The following is an 18887-nucleotide window of genomic DNA, read 5'->3' on the forward strand; positions in this document are numbered from 1 at the left end:
GAAGTTGGCATGATTCTTGCATATATAAAAGTGAAGGGAGTGAATAGATGATGAAAACCATTTATCCATCATTTGAACAAGCTGTAAGTGAAATCAAAGATTATTCAACGATTATGGTGGGAGGTTTCGGTCTTGTAGGGATACCGGAAAATTTAATTTTAGCTTTAGTGGCATCGAAAGTGAAGCATTTAACCATTATTTCAAACAATTGCGGTGTCGACGACTGGGGGCTCGGTCTGCTGTTGAAAAATAAACAAATCGACAAGATGATTGGCTCTTATGTAGGTGAAAATAAAGAATTCGAGCGTCAAGTACTGGCAGGAGAGCTTGAAGTTGAACTTACACCTCAAGGGACGCTGGCTGAACGAATTCGTGCAGGGGGAGCAGGAATACCGGCATTTTATACCCCTGCCGGCGTCGGAACCCCGCTGGCCGAAGGGGAGGAAGTACGGACGTTTGATGGAAAGGACTATCTTCTGCAGACTGGATTGCGCGCTGATTTCAGCCTGGTGCGGGCTGCCAGAGGAGACCGTTACGGCAATTTAATTTATAACAAAACCGCACAAAACTTTAACCCGATGATGGCAGCAGCGGGTAAGTTAACAATCGCTGAGGTGGAACAGTTGGTCGAAACTGGTGAACTCAACCCAGAGCATATCCATACACCGGGCATTTATGTGCAGGGGTTAATTGAAGGAGAGCAGGAAAAGCGGATTGAACGTCTTACCGTTCGAGCAGAGGCATAATAAGAGGAGGGAATTTTAATGGCAGTAAAATTGGATAAAGCAGTCGTTCGAGAAAAGATTGCAAGAAGAGCTGAGCAGGAAATTGAAAGCGGTTACTATGTAAATTTAGGCATTGGCATGCCGACGATGGTGGCGAATTATATCCAGGAGGACAAAGACGTTGTACTTCAATCGGAAAATGGATTGTTAGGCATCGGACGCTCACCTTATGAGTCGGAAGTCGACCCAGACTTAATTAACGCAGGAAAAGAAACGGTAACGGCATCTCCAGGGGCCTCTTACTGCAGCAGTGCCGAATCTTTTGCCATGATCCGGGGGGAGCATCTGGATCTTGCCATTCTTGGAGGCATGGAAGTATCAGAGCAGGGAGACCTGGCGAACTGGATGATTCCAGGCAAGATGATTAAAGGCATGGGCGGCGCGATGGACATCGTTCACGGTGCAAAGAAAATCGTGATCATTATGGATCACGTAAACAAACATGGGGAGCCGAAAATATTAAAGCAATGTCACCTGCCATTAACCGGACAGGGAGTGGTTGACCGGATCATTACCGAGCGTGCGGTTATTGATGTCACGGAGACAGGACTTGAATTAGTCGAGGCTGCTGAAGGGTGGACCGTTGAAGAAATTAAGCAGTCAACAGAAGCTGGCCTGCGCGTCCATCCCAACTTATGGGAGACATCTTTTTAAAAAACGAGGAGGGGTTAGAGATGGGGAAAACGATTTTCGTTACAGGAGCAGCCAGCGGGATTGGTTATGAAATCGGAGTCGCTTTTGCGAAGGAAGGAGCCAGCGTGGCCTTCAGCGATATTAATGAAACAAAAGTGAATGAAGTGGCAAATGAGCTGCAAAATCAAGGGTTTGACTGTATCGGTGTGAAGTGTGATGTCACGAATGAAAAGGAGTTAAAAGCAGCGATTGATCAAACCGTTCAGCATTATGGAAGGCTTGACGTATTAATTAACAATGCGGGTCTCCAGCATGTCGCTTCTGTAGAAGAATTTCCAACGGAGAAGTTCCAGTTCATTACGAACGTAATGCTAGTCGCTCCATTTATGGCGACGAAGCACGTATTCCCGATTATGAAAAAACAGGGCTTTGGACGAATCATTAATATGGCATCGATCAATGGTTTGATCGGTTTTGCAGGTAAAGCTGCATACAACAGTTCAAAGCACGGCGTCATTGGCTTAACCAAAGTAACTGCGCTAGAAGGAGCGGAGCACGGCATTACGGTGAATGCAGTCTGTCCGGGATATGTGGATACGCCGCTTGTACGTAACCAGCTGGAAGATCTGGCAGCGAACCGCAATGTTTCAATGGAAAAAGTACTCGAAGAAGTTATTTATCCGTTAGTGCCTCAGAGACGTTTATTAGCTGTTCAGGAAATTGCGGATTATACATTGTACTTAGCGAGTGAAAAGGCCAAAGGGATTACAGGACAAGCCGTCGTCATTGATGGCGGCTATACCGCTCAATAATAAAGGAGGATTTTTATGAAGGATGTATATATTTTAGAAGGTGCCCGAACCGCTTTTGGAAGTTTTGGAGGATCGTTAAAAGATGTGGATCCGACAACGCTAGGCGTGACCGCAAGTAAAGAAGCTATCCATCGAAGCGGTATTCAAGCCACGGATATTGATTTTTCAATTATCGGAAACGTGATCCACTCGGCGAAAAATGCGCCGTATTTAGCTCGACATATTGCACTTGAAACAGGAGTCCCTGTATCAAGTCCTGCATTAGCTGTGAACCGGCTGTGCGGCTCGGGACTGCAATCGGTCGTTTCAGCCGTTCAATCGATTCAGCTTGGAGATGGGAATGCGGCGCTGGCGGGTGGTGTGGAAAGTATGAGTCTTGCTCCTCACGCGTTAAGAGGCAGCCGCTTTGGGACAAAGCTGGCCGCGCCTAAAGTAGACGATATGCTGTGGGCAGCATTGACGGACGAATACATTGGCGGCGGCATGGGTGTGACAGCTGAAAATTTAGCCGAGCAATATGAAATATCCCGGGAAGCCCAGGATGAGTACGCAGCTATCAGTCATAAGCGAGCCGCTGCCGCAAGGGGACGCCTGTCTGAAGAAATTGCCGCGGTGGAAGTAAAGTCGAGGAAAGGATCGTTTTTTGTAGAAGAAGATGAACATATACGAGAAGATACCACGTCAGAGGCGCTCGGGAAACTGAAGCCTGCTTTTAAGAAAGATGGTTCAGTGACTGGCGGCAACGCAAGCGGCATTAACGATGGTGCAGGGGCTGTCGTCGTTGCTGGTGAAGACTTTGTGGAGGAGAAGGGGTTAGCTCCAATTGCAAAAGTGATAAGTTATGGCCTCGCTGGAGTAGATCCGGCTTACATGGGCATTGGTCCCGTATCAGCCATTAAAAATGCTTTAGCTAAAACAAGCCTTACCCTTGATGATATGGCATTAGTGGAAGTAAATGAAGCTTTTGCTGCTCAATATTTGGCTGTAGAAAAAGAACTGGGGCTGAATCGCAAGAAAGTAAACGTCAATGGCGGGGCAGTCGCTCTTGGTCATCCGATTGGCGCAAGCGGCACGAGAGTTCTATATTCGCTCGTCAAAGAATTGAAGCGGCGCAACGAGAGATACGGTGTGGCATCGTTATGTATTGGCGGCGGACAGGGCATTGCGATGATCGTGGAAGCCATCTAGTGATCTATTTTCTAAAGGAGGAATAGCTATGCTCGGAATATTATTAGGTCTTGCTGTCCTGATGGCGCTCGCCTACTTAGGCTGGTCGATCATCTGGGTGGCGCCGATCGCAGCAGGAGTAGTTGCTTTAACAGGCGGACTCGACCTGCTCGATGCCTATAAAAATACGTATATGGAAGGTTTCGTCGGCTTCGCAAAAGACTGGTTTCCTGTCTTTATGCTCGGAGCTGTGTTTGGGAAGCTGATGGAAGATACGGGGATGGCACGGTCAGTTGCTGTTGCTTTAACTAAAGTAATAGGAACGAAACGTGCGATTCTCGGCGTTCTCGCTTCTGCAGCCGTTTTAACTTACGGCGGAGTAAGCTTGTTTGTAGTTGTATTTGCTGTCTACCCATTAGCCATTTCCCTATTTCGGGAAGCCAATATTACACGCCGGCTGATCCCGGCCACGGTGGCTCTTGGTGCCTTTACATTTACGATGACTGCCATTCCAGGAACCCCGCAGATTCAAAACTTAATTCCGATGGAGTATTTTGGAACCAATGCGACGGCGGCTCCTGCCATGGGGGTTATTGCAGCGTTGGTCATGGCGGTCGGCGGTTATTTTTACTTACGCTGGCGTGAAAAACAGCTTACAAGCAAAGGGGAATATTTTACAGAACCTAAAGATAACAATCTCGTAGAAGAAGGAGAAAAAGTTCCTCATTTTCTATTATCGATTCTGCCGCTGCTTACTGTACTGATTACTTTAAATTTATTTAACTGGGACATCGTGGTAGCGTTGATTTCTGGTATTCTGCTTATTATGGTTTTAAACTTTACGAAGTTTAAAAAGTTCGTAAAGTCGATTAACAGCGGTGCCGGCGGTTCGGTTATTGCGATCATTAATACAAGTGCTGCCGTTGGATTCGGTACTGTTGTCCGGGCAGTTCCAGGATTTGATAAGTTAACCGAAGTGCTTATGGGCGTACGAGGGAATCCGCTCATTTCTGAAGCCATCGCAGTAAACGTCCTGGCTGGAGCCACTGGCTCTGCTTCAGGCGGTATGGGGATTGCCCTTGAAGCCTTAGGTTCGAAATACTATGAAATTGCAATGGATACGGGAATAAGTCCAGAAGCCTTTCACCGGATTGCTTCGCTTTCTTCCGGAGGACTGGATGCCCTCCCTCACAACGGAGCCGTCTTAACGCTGTTAACGATTACGGGGATGACCCATAAAGACAGCTATAAAGATATTTTCATCGTAGCAGTGCTTATTCCTGTGATTTCCGTAGCTGTTGTCATTTTACTAGCATCGATCGGCATTCTATAAAATAGGTCACCTCTGTCTGCGGATGGAGGTGATTTTTGATCGTTTCGAACATAAATGGGACGGATTCACCCCTAGGTGACCTGACTTATTATGTGATCGCCAAGCAAACGCTGATTATCCCCACTAATACACCCTGTCTCCCCATGACCCACTTTCTGTACTGCATTAAAGAATGACAGAGCTAAAGACTTTAAAATGAGCGCTGTTCAGCGTACAATGGATACTAATATAAACGTCCGCTCTTTACTAAAAGGTGGACCTTTTTAACATAACGACAAAAGGAGTATTGCTGATGACTGCTAATGAATTGACCATTGTAAAAAGTACAAATCTTAAATCAAAGCCGGAAAAAGATCAGATTCCATTTGGCTCAACGTTTACGGATCATATGTTTGTCATGGATTACGCGGAAGACAAAGGGTGGCACGAGCCGCGGATTGTGCCTTATGAGCCTGTCACGCTTGATCCGGCAGCCATGATTTTTCACTATGGACAAACGGTATTTGAAGGGTTAAAAGCGTACCGTGCGGACGGGGACCGTATTTTAATGTTCAGACCGGAAAAAAATCTCGAGCGTCTTAATCGTTCAAGCGATCGTTTAAGCATTCCTCCCATTGATGAAGACGAGGTAATGAGCCACCTGGAGGAACTGATTCGAATTGAAAAAGACTGGGTTCCTGCTACAGATGGAACTTCTCTTTACATTCGCCCTTTTATTATTGCCACGGATCCAAATTTAGCGGTAGCTCCCTCGAAAACCTATAAATTTATGATCATTCTTTCACCTGTTGGATCCTATTTCTCAGGAGGAATTCATCCTGTGAAAATTAAAGTGGAAAACGAGTTCACTCGTGCAGTCAAAGGTGGAACCGGAATGGCGAAGACGGCCGGAAACTATTCTTCCGCTTATCAGGCGCAGTCGAATGCGTATAAGGAAGGTAGTGCTGATGTATTATGGCTCGACGGCATTGAGAAGCGCTATATAGAGGAAGTGGGCAGTATGAACATCTTCTTCAAGATTAATGGAGAAGTTGTTACACCGGCTCTAAGCGGCAGTATTTTAAAAGGGATTACGCGGATGTCGATTTTAGAGCTGCTGAGAGATTGGGAGGTTCCAGTGGTGGAACGTAAGATTTCCATTGATGAATTATATGAGGCTTATGAGCGCGGAGAAGTTGAAGAAGCGTTCGGTACTGGAACAGCGGCCGTTATTTCCCCTGTAGGTGAATTGAATTGGCAAGGGAAGAAGATGACGATCAATAATCACGAAATCGGAGAGCTTTCACAAAAGCTTTATGATACGATTACCGGCATTCAAAAAGGAAACGTAGAAGATCCATACGATTGGGTTGTAGAAGTAAAATAACAGAATAAGGGTACCAGGTACCGAAAAGCTGTAAAAGAGCGAAGCGCCAAATGTGAATTTCGGTACCTGGTACCCGGCCCATTATTGGAACTTATTCGCTGTGTTTTCGATCCTCCAGCTTAGCGGATGTTAAGCCATATAAAAATCCAAAGAGAGCACCGACAGCCACTTCAGCGGGCTGATGACCAAGAAGCTCTTTTAGTTCCTTTTCTCTTTTAACAAATTCTAAGCTTGGAAAATCACCAGAAATCTTTTCTATATTATCTTCCAGGTCATTGACCAGCCTCGCAATTTCGCCGGTATGGCGTCTAATTCCTTGTGCATCATACATGACAATGGCACCAAATACGACGGCAAGCGCTGTTTCGATGTGTCTGGTGCCGCGGTTAGCTGCCACGTATGTCGCCAGTGAAGCCACTCCGGCCGAATGGGAGCTGGGCATTCCGCCTGTTTGAAGAATCGGCTTCCAATCCCATTTGCCGCTTACTTTTTTATGTGTCACTATTTTTAAACCTTGGGCGATAACAATCGCCGAAATTGAAGTAATAATACCCCGATTCATACGATCCCTCCGTTACATACAAATTACCTTATCTATGATTCATACCCTCCTCACAACAAATTATTCAGTTTGAAGGGCCTTTTTTTATGGCAGGAAAAGGTTTACTTGAGGAAAAATAAGGGATAAGAAAAGCAAGGAGGCAAGTGAATGAATGTTAAAAAAAATAGAAGCGACAGGGGTCGCTGTGCTGCTGATAGGTTTTTTATTATGGGGGTCAAGCAGTCGTTTCACTCTCATTCCATTCAGCATATTTGCCACGATTGGATTAGTTCTCATTGTTATAGCGCGCGGTCGCGCGCAGCGTCATGGAAGTTTCCTATGCCGCATGGGTTTTCACAAAAACAAACATATCAGGTGGGACGATGAAATGAAGTCCATGGCTATCTATCAATGCGAACGGTGTGGAATGACGAAGAAAGTGATGAAGAACGTGTAACAGATAAAAACTGCGAACCCGTAAAGGTCCGCAGCTCTTTTGAAATTCGATTAAAGGTTTACACCAATTCCCGGTCCAAATGGAATACCGAAGATGGCAAAGACAAGCAATAGAACAATCCAGATGGCGAAGAAAATAATACTGTATGGGAGCATTAACGAAATTAACGTTCCTAAGCCAGCCTTCTTGTTGTATTCTCTCATAAACGCCAGCACTACGATGATATATGGGTTCATCGGAGTAATGATGTTTGTAGACGAGTCAGCAATACGATATGCCATTTGAATAAATGCCGGGTGATAGTCTAGATAGTAGAACATTTGTAAGAAAATTGGAGCTTCTAAAGCCCACTGCGCCGAGCCGCTAAAGATTAACAGGTTCATAAACGCTGTTAAAATGGAGAATCCAACGACAATCGGAAGGCCGGTCATATCCATTGACTGCAGGAAGTTCGCTCCGCTGACAGCCACCCACGTTCCGATATTCGTCCAGTCAAAGTATGCGATAAACTGGGCAGCGGCAAAGATTAAGACGATAAATCCGGACATATCTTTCATCGCTTCTCCCATGAATCCTGAAATGTCGCGGCTGGAAGTGATTTTCTTAACAGTAACCCCGTACGCAATACCAATGATAATGAAGAAAAATAAGATAATTGGCACAATTCCATCTAAAAATGGGGAAGGAACGAGTCCGCCTTCTTCACTTCTTAGAGCAGAATTCGGCCATGCAATAGCTGCTACAATAATGATCATATAGACTAGTCCGGCGATGGCAGCGTTACGAAAACCTTTTAACTCTAATCCAGTACTTTCTTCAAGCGCGTTACCAGCATCCCCTTCATACTTACCAAGACGTGGCTCAATAATTTTCTCAGTAATAAAAGCACCTGTGACAGATAACAAAATAACGGAAGCAATCATAAAGTACCAGTTATCGACAGGTGTAACGACCACCCCTGCATCCATGCTTTCCATTACCTCTGTAGAGATCCCGGCAAGCAAGGCGTCCGTTCCGGTAATCATAAAGTTAGCCGTAAAACCAGATCCCACACCGGCGAAACCAGCGGCTAAACCAGCAAGCGGATGACGGCCAATCGTGTAAAAGACCATAGCAGCCAGCGGCGGTACAATTACGAAGGCAGCATCTGAAGCGATGTTACCCATGATCCCGACGAAGATAACGGCATAAGTGACTAAGGATTTAGGTGCCTTTAGAATCGTACTCTTGATCGCTGTTTCAAGAAGTCCTACTTTATCAGCAAGGCCAATCCCTAACATCATAGCGAGTACGAGGCCGAGCGGGGCAAATCCGGTGAAGTTATCGAGCATGGATGTGAGAATGTACTCCAGTCCATCTCCAGAAATAAGGCTTTGAATGGCTACTTCTTCACCAGTTCCCGGCTCTTCAACCGTTACACCAAACAGTGAAATCACCCATGAAAATACAATGGTGAATGCGGCAAGATATACGAACAACATAAAGGGCTCGGGTAATTTATTCCCTACTTTTTCTATACCATTAAGGAATCTGGTCATTCCTTTATTTGTTTTCTCTCCAGTCGTCTTACTCATGTCTTTCACCTCTCCTTTATTTTAGGAAGATTTCCTTTGCTCTTCCGTTTATATATAAAAATAAAACTGATTGTGTGGTGCTGCTCATTCCCTGTCGGTTAATTCCCTGTAAATTGATACACTTTCCTTGGCCGGCCTCTTTCGCCAGACTGCGATTCTCCAGCCTGTTCAATGATGCCGACTTTCTCCATTTCTGCAAGAATCCGCCTGCCGTTTCTCTCTGTACTTTTCAGCCAGCGGGCTAGATCCTGCGAGGAGAATTGTGCGCGCCGGTAGTGATTGGAGTAAGATACTATTTTTGATACCACCCCCGGATTGAGATTGACGTCTTTCATTTTTTCTTTCCACGAGGGGCCGATCTCTGTCGTACTGTAGTTAATTTGTTCTTCTTGCTGTCTTGCTGAGATCGATTGATCATCGTCAACAATTAGAAGGATCGGTTTATCGTACTCTTTGATGTGGCGGAAGCCTAGTCTTACGTGCTGCTCAGCCTGTAATACGGTTTCTCCAAATCCAATAGCTACTTTAAGCTGTAAGTTGCTCTGCAGACGTATGTCATCGATTAAGGAAAATAAATCCCCCTCCGTTTCTGTACTTAATTCTCCGCGTGTTGTAAAAATAAAGAAAAGTCCATCTCCCATTTGCATTACGGAGCCGTTTGTCTTTTCAGCAATTTCAAAAAGCTGCCGTCTTACGTCTAACTCCTGGTATTTTGTTTTAAAAGAATAATAGAGTTCTTCGAGGTTTTCTGGATCCATTTCAATCCGGCAGCCTATGACTGAAACTTGTGAGTTTCGGTAAAGGTTGGACTGTGCTCGTTCTTCCAAAAACTGAATAATCATTTTAATCGATAAATAGGAAGGTGTTACACGATAGACCGGGATGCTCTTCTCTTTTAATCGGAGGTATACGTCTTTAATGGAAGTGATGACAACTTCCGCTTTTCCCTGGTCAAATAATTCAGTGTGAAATTCAACGAGTTCATCCGCGCTTTTGCCGCTTTCAAAAGGATGGGTATAGTAGGTTAAATCTTCTAGTTGGTAGTAGGATAGGATTTTATCGAATTCTTCATTGGTAATCGTATCGATGCTGACTTGTCGAAATACTTGGTTTAAATTAAGCTGGGCTTCTAGTAAAATACCGAAAAAGCTTGCTCCGTGCAGAGGGGGGAAAGCCCCTTCCTCTGCTGTAATCAGTTCGTACTCTATCGCATAAGTGTAATTTAACACCCCTGAGAAAAACCATTGATCAACCTCACCTCGGTGATCTTTTAAAATGGTGGAGACTTCTTCTAATTGCTCATAAGGGTAGGGGACAAATGAAATATCTTTAAATTCTTTGGCCACGTACATGATTCGCTGCAATGAATCATGCGGGGCGATGACACCTATTTTTGTTTTCACAAGCGCTCACCAGTTTCCTCTTTTAAATATTCAGCAATCACCTGCATTCCTTTCGCTAAATCTTTTATCGAAGCGAATTCTTTAGGATGATGGCTGATTCCCTCTTCACAAGGGATGAAGAGTAAGCCGGTTGACCACTTATTCGCCATATTCATAACATCGTGCCCCGCACCGCTATCCAGGTGAAAAGGTTTGTAGTTGATTTTCTCAGTAACTTTCGTAAGCTTTTCCACAACTTTAGGATCAAGGAATACGGATGGATTATCGACCAGGGTGTGGATATGAATGTCTACCGAGCGTTTTTCCTCAATTTTACGGCAGTACGCCTGGATGCGGTCTGCTAATTCTTTTTTCAACGAATCGTCTACACTACGGATGTCTATGCCTAATATAACTTCCCCGGGAATTACATTCATGACGTTCGGTTCAACACTGACGGTACTAACTGTAGCGACGAGGGGGATGTCCTGTTCTGTGTTTAAGAGGTTCGCTTGTTCTTCAACAAATGTGACAAGGGGAGCGATAGCCGCAAAAGCGTCTGATCGACGTTTCATCGGGGTCGTTCCTGTATGATTCGCCATCCCTGCAGCTGTGACCTGCAGCCGGATTGGACATGCTACACCTCGAACGATCCCGATATCCGCCTCATTAGTTTCAATTTGAGTCCCTTGTTCAATATGGAGCTCAAGGAAACTCTCCAGCTTGCTTTCGGGCACCTCAGCTTGATCAATCGTTTCCCAGGAGAGACCGAAATCTTCTATTGCTTCTTTAATGGTAATGCCGTCTGCGTCTTTTACGGAAGCGATATCCTCTTTATCCAGTAACCCAGATATGGCTTTACTTCCAATAGTGGAAACACCAAATCGAGCGGATTCTTCAGAAGCAAAACAAATGACGCTTATATTTTTAACTGGCTTCATGTTTTGATCCTTGAGTACTTTAATAGCAGCTAATCCAGTAAGGACCCCGGCCACTCCATCATAGCCGCCGCCGTTTTTAACCGTATCGACGTGTGAACCTACAGCAACTGTAGGGGCTTGATCATCAATATGCCATGTAGCCCACTGGTTTCCCGCTTGATCGGCTTTTACTTCTAACCCAAGATCTTGAGCGATCGATTGAAACATGTGGTGAGATTGTTTTTCTTCTTTTGTATAGCTGAGTCTTGAAAATCCTTGTTCGTAGTCCATTTCTTCGACTAGATTGAGTTTTAATAAGTTTTTTTCCAGCCAGTTCTTAAGGTCAGGCAATCTCGTTTCCTCCTTTCACAATGTGGATGTAGGCATCTAACGCGACAGTTAACACTTCCTCTTCAAAATCAAAATGAGGAGAGTGGTGATTGTCCGGTAAGTGAGTACCAAATAACATGTAAGTGGCTTTACCGCCCTGCTTTTGTACTTCATTCATCATAAAGCTGGCGTCTTCAGAACCAGAGACGAGGGCATAAGGTTCAATTTTTTGAATGAGGTTGCTGGTTTGGCAGGCGTTCGTGATTAATGGAATGAGTGACTCGTCACAATGTAACTCTTCGGTTTCTCCAACAAATTCGATTTGAGCCTCTACGTTGTGCATGGCAGCAGATGCTTCAATGATTCGCCGCGCTTCCTTTTGCATATATTCGTTAATGTTCTGTGTTTCTCCTCTAGTTTCCAGTTCCAAATAGCCGCGGTCTGAAACGATGTTTCTGCCGTTCCCTGCGATCAGTTTACCGACATTAATTCTGCTTATACCTTCACTATGACGTGAAATCGAGTGTAACTGGGTCGCTGCGGTCGCTGCTGCTAATAACGCATTACGGCCGGCTTCAGGCTTCATACCTGAATGGGAAGATTGACCTTTAACATGAACATTGAGTTTAGATGATGCGAGAAATCCTCTCGTCGTAGCAGCAATCGTTCCGACGGGCAGAGATTGAATTCCGATATGGCCTGAATAAAACGCATCTACACCGCTGAGCCACCCTTTTTCCGTCATAGCTCTAGCACCGCGGCCGCCTTCTTCAGCAGGCTGGAAGAGCAGTGTAAACTTTCCGTTCAGCTTCATGTGATGCTCGGCTATAAATTGAGCGAGACCAAGGCCGATTGTCGTGTGACCGTCGTGAGCGCACGCGTGCATGACGCCTTTTTGTTTAGATATAAAAGATTTTTTAAAAGGCACGTGCTTGTCCTGCTCAGCTTCCTCTATAGGCAGTGCATCAATATCAAAGCGAAAAGCAAGATGATCACCGCTCCGCCCTGTGTCGTAAACAGCGACAATTCCTGTGTGACCGCCGTGCACGGCCGCCATCCACTCCTCTGGAACACCCATCGCTCGGGCCCGTTTCTCATTCTCAGCACGTTCATTTTCGGCAGGTACACCGTATCGGGCGTCGCTTTCTAAGGCTTCTTTGCCGCAATGAATGGTAAATCCAAGCTTCTTCAGTTCTTCTCCAATGACATAAGTTGTATAGTATTCCATAAATCCTAGCTCAGGATATTGATGTAAATGACGCCGCCACTGCAGGAGTGAGGGTTCAATTGTTTTAGAAAAATGTTTTAAATTTATCGCCAAATTCCTTCTCTCCCTACGTAAGAGTCTTCAGTGTATCAAGAGCTACAGCTGCTAAAAATTCACTTCCTAGCGGCAATGCTTTTTCATTAAGTTTAAAACCAGGGTCGTGAAGGGGCTTTTGATTTGCGGACTCCTCGATTTGAGTCCCAAGCCATATGAACGCTCCTTCGTACTCGAGCAGAAATCTGGAAAAATCTTCACCTGCTAAAGCAGGATCGAGGGCGGGGGCAGCGTCTTCACCAAGAAGCTTCTTGGAAGTAACCCTGGCTTGTTCCGCCCATTTTGGTGTATTGATCGTGGCAGGATAGCCGTCAAGGTATTGAATGTTGGACTCTGCATCAAAAGCTGAGACCGTCTGCTCAATGATCGTGTGAAATCGCTGCTTCACTTTTTCTTTGACTTCAGGTTTAAAGGTGCGGACCGTTCCTTCAAATGTGACTTGATCAGGGATGACATTATAGCTGTAACCCCCTTCAATTTTCCCAACCGTAACGACAGCAGAGTCGAGTGGATTCATATTCCGGCTTATAATCGTCTGCAGACTGGATATGATTTGATTGGTAACGATCAGTGCATCATTTCCTTCATGAGGCATACTCGCATGGCCGCCTTTTCCTTTAATGGTAACTTTGAAACGATCGGATGCGCCCATCATTTCTTTATCACGAATTCCGACTTTACCTACAGGGAGGCCCGGCCACACATGCTGTCCGTAAATGACATCGGGGGTAAATGTATTAAAAACTCCATCCTCCATCATTTGTTTCGATCCTCCATGTGGAGAATTTTCTTCAGCGGGCTGGAAAACCAACAGGACTGTTCCGTTAATCTCATCCTTAACTTTTTCCAACGCGTAGCCGGCCCCTAGAAGCATAGCCGTGTGTGCATCATGTCCGCACGCATGCATTTTTCCTTTATTCTCAGAAATAAACTCATGATCATTGGCTTCTTGAATAGGGAGCGCGTCCATATCTGCTCGAAGGGCCACTGTTCCGCCCGGTTTATTCCCTTCAATAATTCCGAGAACCCCCGTTCCAGCGAAGCCGGCCTCCCATTTCACACCATAATCCGATAATTTTTCTTTCACTAAAGTAGAGGTCTCATGTTCTTCATTGGCTAATTCAGGGTTCTTGTGTAAGGTTCTGCGAATGTTGATGATTTCGCTTTCTATTGATGAAATTAATTCTTTGATGGTGTTCAAAAAAGAACCTCCTTTTATTTAAGGACAATTTCCTTTAATGTTCCGTTATTTATGTATTATAACAGATTATATTTAAATTGCACCCCTATTCGACAAAATTTTTAGAAAAATTATAAATATGCATAGAGGTGAAGGAATTATTAATACAGAAAGGAAATATAAGGGTAGAAATGTTTTTGGAAGAAGAAAAAGAGATTGGTGTGGAGCGGTTATTAAAAAAGTGATCTAACGAAGATGAGACATAAGTAAAGCAAAGTTGTTAAAAAACGAACATTTGTATAAACACAGATCATGAGCGTAGTCAAAATGCGAAGACTCCTTTGGGAACAGCACGAGTCGAAAACCCGCAGGAAAGCGCCCTTTGCTTTCCGAGGAAGCTGAGGCCGTGCCCAAGGAAAGCGAAGCATTTTGACGGAGCGGCGTATATTCGATGTATGTAATATAAATAATCCGAACTGATTCCAGAAGAATCGTTCGGATTATTTTAAGCTTTATTCAGTTTTGTCCCAGCCTGTTTTCTGATCATTAGCCAACGGCTTCAATATTTTGATCAGGAAGCATCTTTTGCAATTCGTTTTTCTCTTCTGCCGTAAGAGGGAGCATAGGTAAACGAACATTGCCTACGTAAATCCCTTTCATATTTAAAGCGGCTTTGACAGGAGAAGGACTTGGAGCAGCAAACAAAGCTTTCATAACAGGCAGCAATTTGCGGTGCATCGCACTTGCATACATGACATCTCCATCATTAAAACTATGAACCATCTGCTGCATTTCATTTCCTATTACATGGGAAGCAACTGAGACAACGCCTGTCCCGCCAATAGAAAGGATAGGCAGAGTCATCCCATCATCTCCACTGTACACAGTGAAGTCATCCGCTGTCCGGCTGATAATCTCTGTAACCGCGTCCAAATCACCGCTTGATTCTTTAACGGAAACGATATTGTCGATTTCGGACAGACGTACAATCGTTTCAGGAAGCACGTTCACTACACTCCTTCCTGGAATGTTATACAACATCACAGGCAGGCTGGTGGATTGGGCGATCGCTTTAAAGTGTTGATACAACCCTTCCTGCGATGGTTTGTTGTAATATGGAGCAACGAGCATGACAGCGTCGACGCCTGTTTCTTCAACCTCTTGCGTTAAACTGATTGAAGCGTGTGTATTGTTAGAGCCTGTACCTGCAAGAACAGGCACGCGTCTATCGACGACTTTAACTACATAGCGGTAAAATTCAATTTTTTCATCAGAAGTCAATGTAGGCGATTCCCCAGTCGTGCCTCCGATAACTAATCCGTCCGTACCATTTTCAATTAAATGATTAACTAATGTTCGAGTTGCATTAAAGTCAATTTCGCCCTTTTGATCAAACGGAGTGACCATTGCTGTTAAGACTTGGCCAAAATTCATAACTTCACACCCTTTTCTTAAAATTTTAAATATAGAGGTGGGACGGGCTGTACGAGTGTAAGCGCAAAAAAGCAACAACGAAGGGTATCGTTGTTGCTGTAGAAATCGATTGTTTGTCGCATCGTTTCTGCAAAGATAGCCCTCCATATAGTTTCCTATATGACAGTCCTGTATTTATTCAACAGCAGAACCAGCATCAAGAGTATGAGTTTCTTTCCGCTTCGGCAAATCCCCCTTTTCACAATGATCCAGGGACCTCATCGTCCTCACATTGTGTACTGATGGTCTTCGCACCTCTATCCTCTCTTCAAAAAGTTGAAGAAAGAAATTATTTAGTTGCCTGAACTATAACAGAATTGGTAATTGAATACAAGGGGGATATCTGTTTTTTATAATTTTAAATGTGACATTTGTGAAGAGATTCCCTAATAGGTTTGATTCAAAACATTTAAGGATACTTACAGATGTAATGAGTAATTTCTACAACCTTCAATTCATTCGCCGTATATCCCCGCCATTATGATTAAAATTTTCCAAATTAGTGACGATTTTTCGTCAAAACTTTAAAAAGTTGTGAGCGATCAATGACAATTTCATTAACTTTATTTCATTTCGTCATATTTTTGCTATACTACTTTCAGTTAAAACGCAATCTATTAACTTTTATGCGGCAGAACCTTTAAATAAAGAAAAAAAGGAGTGTAACCGAGTGAAAAGCATGAAGCAATTCTTCAAACGAGGACTGATTTTACTTCCACTCAGTCTTGTCTTGTTTTTGAGCGGGTGCAGTCAAATGGCTGTTTTTGATCCAAAAGGTCCGGTGGCTCAAACTCAAAACGATCTCATAATATATTCCATAATTCTTATGTTATTTATCGTGGTGGTCGTGTGTGTGCCTTTCGCTTATTTCGTTTACAAGTATCGGGATACGAACCCGAACCGAAAAGAAAGCGACTATGACCCGCATATGCACGGCAACACGATGATTGAGATCGTGTGGACTGTGATTCCTTTCATTATCGTGGTTGCATTGAGTATACCGACGGTAGAAACGCTGTTTGAGTTAGAAAAACCGCCTGAATCGGAAGAGGCGGCAACAGAAGATACCAAGGAACCACTTGTCGTTTATGCAACAGCAGCTGATTGGAAATGGTTCTTCAGCTACCCTGAAGAGGACATAGAAACCGTAAACTATTTACACATTCCAACAGATCGTCCCATAGAATTTAAGTTGTCATCGGCTGACTCGATGGCAGCCCTGTGGATTCCTCGATTAGGCGGTCAGAAATATAACATGGCTGGAATGGAAAATACCCTTTATTTACAAGCGGATGAAGAAGGGGTTTACGATGGCAGGAACTCGAACTTTAACGGGGAAGGCTTTACGAAGCATACCTTCGAAGTCTATGCCGAAAGTGAAGAGGATTACAATGACTGGGTAGAACAAACTCAAAATGAAGCTCCCGAATTGACTCAGGAAGAGTATGATGAGTTACTTAAACCGGGTCTTACAACTGAAGCAGAGTTTTCTTCAACTCACTTAGAGTGGGTGGATCACGGGACGAACGATGGTCGTGATTATGCTGTTAACCGACACTATGACTTATACGGCGAGCTTATGCATTTATATAGCGATCAAGAAGCCGAAGATTTCATGGATGAAGAGAACGATGATGATCATGAAAGTCATTAATAGAAAGCAGGTGAGCAACTATGCAGCTTGACGAATTTTTCGTTACGGGCGAACCGCTTATATATGCCGGGATGGTTTCGATTGTCCTTGTGTCCGCCGCGATCCTATTCATTTTAACGTATTTCAAAAAATGGGGCTGGTTATGGCGTGAGTGGTTAACGACCGTTGATCATAAAAAAATAGGAATTATGTATATTCTTAGTGCTTTAGCAATGTTGTTCCGAGGTGGAGCCGATGCGCTTATGATGCGTACCCAGCTTGCCTTTCCAAATATGAACTTCTTAAATGCTCAGCACTATGATGAGATATTTACAACTCACGGTACAGTGATGATTATATTTATGGCGATGCCGTTTCTTATTGGGTTAATGAACGTTGTCGTACCATTGCAAATCGGTGCGCGTGACGTTGCTTTTCCATATTTAAACGCGTTGAGTTTCTGGTCATTCCTATTTGGTGCGATGTTGTTTAACATTTCATTTGTTATCGGCGGCTCACCAGATGCCGGCTGGACAAGCTATACACCGTTAGCGGGTGCGGCCATGAGCCCCGGTCCTGGGCAAAACTTCTATTTAATGGGACTGCAATTATCAGGTATAGGTACGCTCGCATCAGGGGTTAACTTTATGGTAACCATTCTTAAGATGCGTGCGCCCGGCATGAAAATGTTTCAAATGCCAATCTTTACGTGGTCTACGTTAATCACATCATTTATTATCGTCTTTGCATTCCCGATCTTAACGGTTGCTTTAGCACTTATGACGCTTGACCGTGTTTTCGGAGCTCAGTTCTTTACGTTAACTGGTGAAGGAATGCCGATGATGTGGGCAAACTTGTTCTGGATGTGGGGACACCCTGAAGTGTATATTGTTATACTTCCTGCATTCGGAATCTTCTCAGAGGTTATTTCTACGTTTGCACGTAAACAATTGTTTGGTTATAAAGCTATGGTATGGGCGATTATTTTAATCGCGGGGTTAAGTTTCTTAGTATGGGTACACCACTTCTTTACGATGGGTGCCGGTGCTTTTGTAAACTCTGTCTTCTCCATTTCAACGATGTTGATTGCCGTACCAACCGGGGTGAAAATATTCAACTGGTTAGGAACGCTGTATAAATCGCGGATTAACAATACCGTAGCTATGATGTGGGCGCTTGCCTTTATTCCGAGTTTCGTTATCGGTGGTGTGACCGGTGTTATGCTCGGTATGGCATCTGCGGACTATCAGTTCCACAACTCTTATTTCTTAGTGGCACACTTCCACTATGTATTGATTGCAGGTACAGTTTTTGCTTGCTTCGCAGGTCTTATTTTCTGGTATCCGAAAATGTTTGGCCACAAGCTCAACGAAAGACTCGGCAGATGGAGCTTCTGGTTTTTCGTCATCGGTTTTCACGTTTGTTTCTTCCCGCAGTATTTTGCAGGATTGGACGGAATGCCGCGTCGTGTCTTTACGATCATTCCAGAATGGATGCCGCTTAATGTCATCTCTACCGTAGGGGCATTTGGAATGGGAGTAGGTTTTGCTATCTTCTGCTTCACGATCGTTTACAGCTATCGTTATAGTGAACGAGAAACATCAGGAGACAGCTGGGATGACGGACGTACGCTTGAATGGGCGACGCCGACACCAATTCCTTTCTACAACTTCGCTACAGTTCCGCATGTGGATAGCCAGGATGCCTATGTGAAACTGAAGGAAGAAGGAAAAACGACGTTTGAAGAAGACAAATTAGAACCGATTCACATGCCTAGTAACACAGGACAGCCGATCATATTTATGGGATTCTTAGCTATTGCAAGTTTCGGGGTTGTGTTTGAATGGATGTGGATGGCCATTGCCGGCTTACTTGCTGGTATTGTGATGATGGTTATACGTTCCTTTGATTACGACGAAGGTTACCACGTCGAAGTAGATGAAATTAAGCGTACTGAACGCTCGGCAAGGGGGTTATAAT

16 protein-coding genes and 1 riboswitch are annotated in these 18887 nt (G+C 44.2%); of the genes, 9 read left to right on the top strand and 7 right to left on the bottom strand.

Features of this window, described 5'->3' with window-relative positions; translation table 11 throughout:
* Positions 1 to 50 precede the first annotated feature (50 nt).
* From ACGTNH_RS01395 to ACGTNH_RS01420, 6 genes are all read left to right on the top strand, one after another.
* On the top strand, positions 51 to 746 hold the full coding sequence (locus ACGTNH_RS01395; RefSeq protein WP_394586101.1) for a CoA transferase subunit A: 696 nt from the start codon (positions 51 to 53) through the stop codon (positions 744 to 746).
* 18 nt (positions 747 to 764) lie between these two features.
* Positions 765 to 1439, top strand: a complete 675-nt coding sequence (locus tag ACGTNH_RS01400; RefSeq protein ID WP_394584501.1) for a 3-oxoacid CoA-transferase subunit B — start codon at positions 765 to 767, stop codon at positions 1437 to 1439.
* Between the two features lie 20 nt (positions 1440 to 1459).
* The gene (locus tag ACGTNH_RS01405; protein ID WP_394584502.1) at positions 1460 to 2230 is read left to right on the top strand and encodes a 3-hydroxybutyrate dehydrogenase; all 771 of its coding nucleotides are present in this window, start codon (positions 1460 to 1462) and stop codon (positions 2228 to 2230) included.
* 15 nt (positions 2231 to 2245) lie between these two features.
* The gene (locus ACGTNH_RS01410; RefSeq protein WP_394584503.1) at positions 2246 to 3418 is read left to right on the top strand and encodes an acetyl-CoA C-acetyltransferase; all 1173 of its coding nucleotides are present in this window, start codon (positions 2246 to 2248) and stop codon (positions 3416 to 3418) included.
* 28 nt (positions 3419 to 3446) lie between these two features.
* Positions 3447 to 4730 (top strand): GntP family permease, encoded by a 1284-nt coding sequence (locus ACGTNH_RS01415; protein ID WP_394584504.1) that lies wholly within the window; start codon positions 3447 to 3449, stop codon positions 4728 to 4730.
* A 292-nt stretch (positions 4731 to 5022) separates the two neighbouring features.
* Positions 5023 to 6096, top strand: a complete 1074-nt coding sequence (locus tag ACGTNH_RS01420) for a branched-chain amino acid aminotransferase (RefSeq protein ID WP_394584505.1) — start codon at positions 5023 to 5025, stop codon at positions 6094 to 6096.
* A 91-nt stretch (positions 6097 to 6187) separates the two neighbouring features.
* On the opposite strand, the gene ACGTNH_RS01425 is transcribed toward ACGTNH_RS01420, so the two are convergent.
* Complete coding sequence (locus ACGTNH_RS01425; protein ID WP_394584506.1) at positions 6188 to 6658, bottom strand: divergent PAP2 family protein; 471 nt, start codon at positions 6656 to 6658, stop codon at positions 6188 to 6190.
* A 151-nt stretch (positions 6659 to 6809) separates the two neighbouring features.
* On the opposite strand from ACGTNH_RS01425, the gene ACGTNH_RS01430 reads away from it, so the two are divergent.
* The gene (locus ACGTNH_RS01430; RefSeq protein WP_394584507.1) at positions 6810 to 7094 is read left to right on the top strand and encodes a hypothetical protein; all 285 of its coding nucleotides are present in this window, start codon (positions 6810 to 6812) and stop codon (positions 7092 to 7094) included.
* A gap of 50 nt (positions 7095 to 7144) precedes the next feature.
* Here ACGTNH_RS01430 and ACGTNH_RS01435 read toward each other — a convergent pair whose 3' ends face one another.
* The 6 genes from ACGTNH_RS01435 to dapA form a co-directional block, all read right to left on the bottom strand.
* Positions 7145 to 8668, bottom strand: a complete 1524-nt coding sequence (locus tag ACGTNH_RS01435) for an AbgT family transporter (protein WP_394584509.1) — start codon at positions 8666 to 8668, stop codon at positions 7145 to 7147.
* A gap of 98 nt (positions 8669 to 8766) precedes the next feature.
* A complete protein-coding gene (locus ACGTNH_RS01440; protein ID WP_394584510.1) occupies positions 8767 to 10071 on the bottom strand; it encodes a hypothetical protein in 1305 nt (434 codons plus the stop codon).
* Positions 10068 to 11321, bottom strand: a complete 1254-nt coding sequence (locus tag ACGTNH_RS01445; protein WP_394584511.1) for a M20 family metallo-hydrolase — start codon at positions 11319 to 11321, stop codon at positions 10068 to 10070. Before ACGTNH_RS01445 ends, ACGTNH_RS01440 begins: the two co-directional genes overlap by 4 nt.
* Positions 11314 to 12621, bottom strand: coding sequence for an amidohydrolase (locus ACGTNH_RS01450; protein ID WP_394584512.1), 1308 nt, complete (start codon positions 12619 to 12621; stop codon positions 11314 to 11316). The genes ACGTNH_RS01445 and ACGTNH_RS01450 overlap by 8 nt, the downstream gene beginning before the upstream one ends.
* Before the next feature lie 13 nt (positions 12622 to 12634).
* Positions 12635 to 13822, bottom strand: coding sequence for a M20 metallopeptidase family protein (locus tag ACGTNH_RS01455; RefSeq protein ID WP_394584513.1), 1188 nt, complete (start codon positions 13820 to 13822; stop codon positions 12635 to 12637).
* Positions 13823 to 14347: 525 nt separating this feature from the next.
* Entirely contained in the window at positions 14348 to 15235 is an 888-nt protein-coding gene (gene dapA, locus ACGTNH_RS01460; protein ID WP_394584515.1) for a 4-hydroxy-tetrahydrodipicolinate synthase, read from the bottom strand.
* A gap of 128 nt (positions 15236 to 15363) precedes the next feature.
* Positions 15364 to 15542: riboswitch (Lysine riboswitch) on the bottom strand.
* A gap of 411 nt (positions 15543 to 15953) precedes the next feature.
* Between dapA and qoxA the strand changes: the two genes are divergently transcribed.
* Both qoxA and qoxB read left to right on the top strand, forming a co-directional pair.
* A complete protein-coding gene (gene qoxA / locus ACGTNH_RS01465; RefSeq protein WP_394586102.1) occupies positions 15954 to 16928 on the top strand; it encodes a cytochrome aa3 quinol oxidase subunit II in 975 nt (324 codons plus the stop codon).
* Positions 16929 to 16948: 20 nt separating this feature from the next.
* Positions 16949 to 18886 carry a cytochrome aa3 quinol oxidase subunit I gene (gene qoxB / locus ACGTNH_RS01470; protein WP_394584516.1) on the top strand — a complete coding sequence of 646 codons (1938 nt, stop codon included), beginning with the start codon at positions 16949 to 16951 and terminating at the stop codon, positions 18884 to 18886.
* The last annotated feature ends 1 nt before the right edge of the window (position 18887 follow it).

Source organism: Halobacillus sp. B23F22_1 (assembly GCF_043497005.1).
Lineage (GTDB): Bacteria > Bacillota > Bacilli > Bacillales > Halobacillaceae > Halobacillus_A.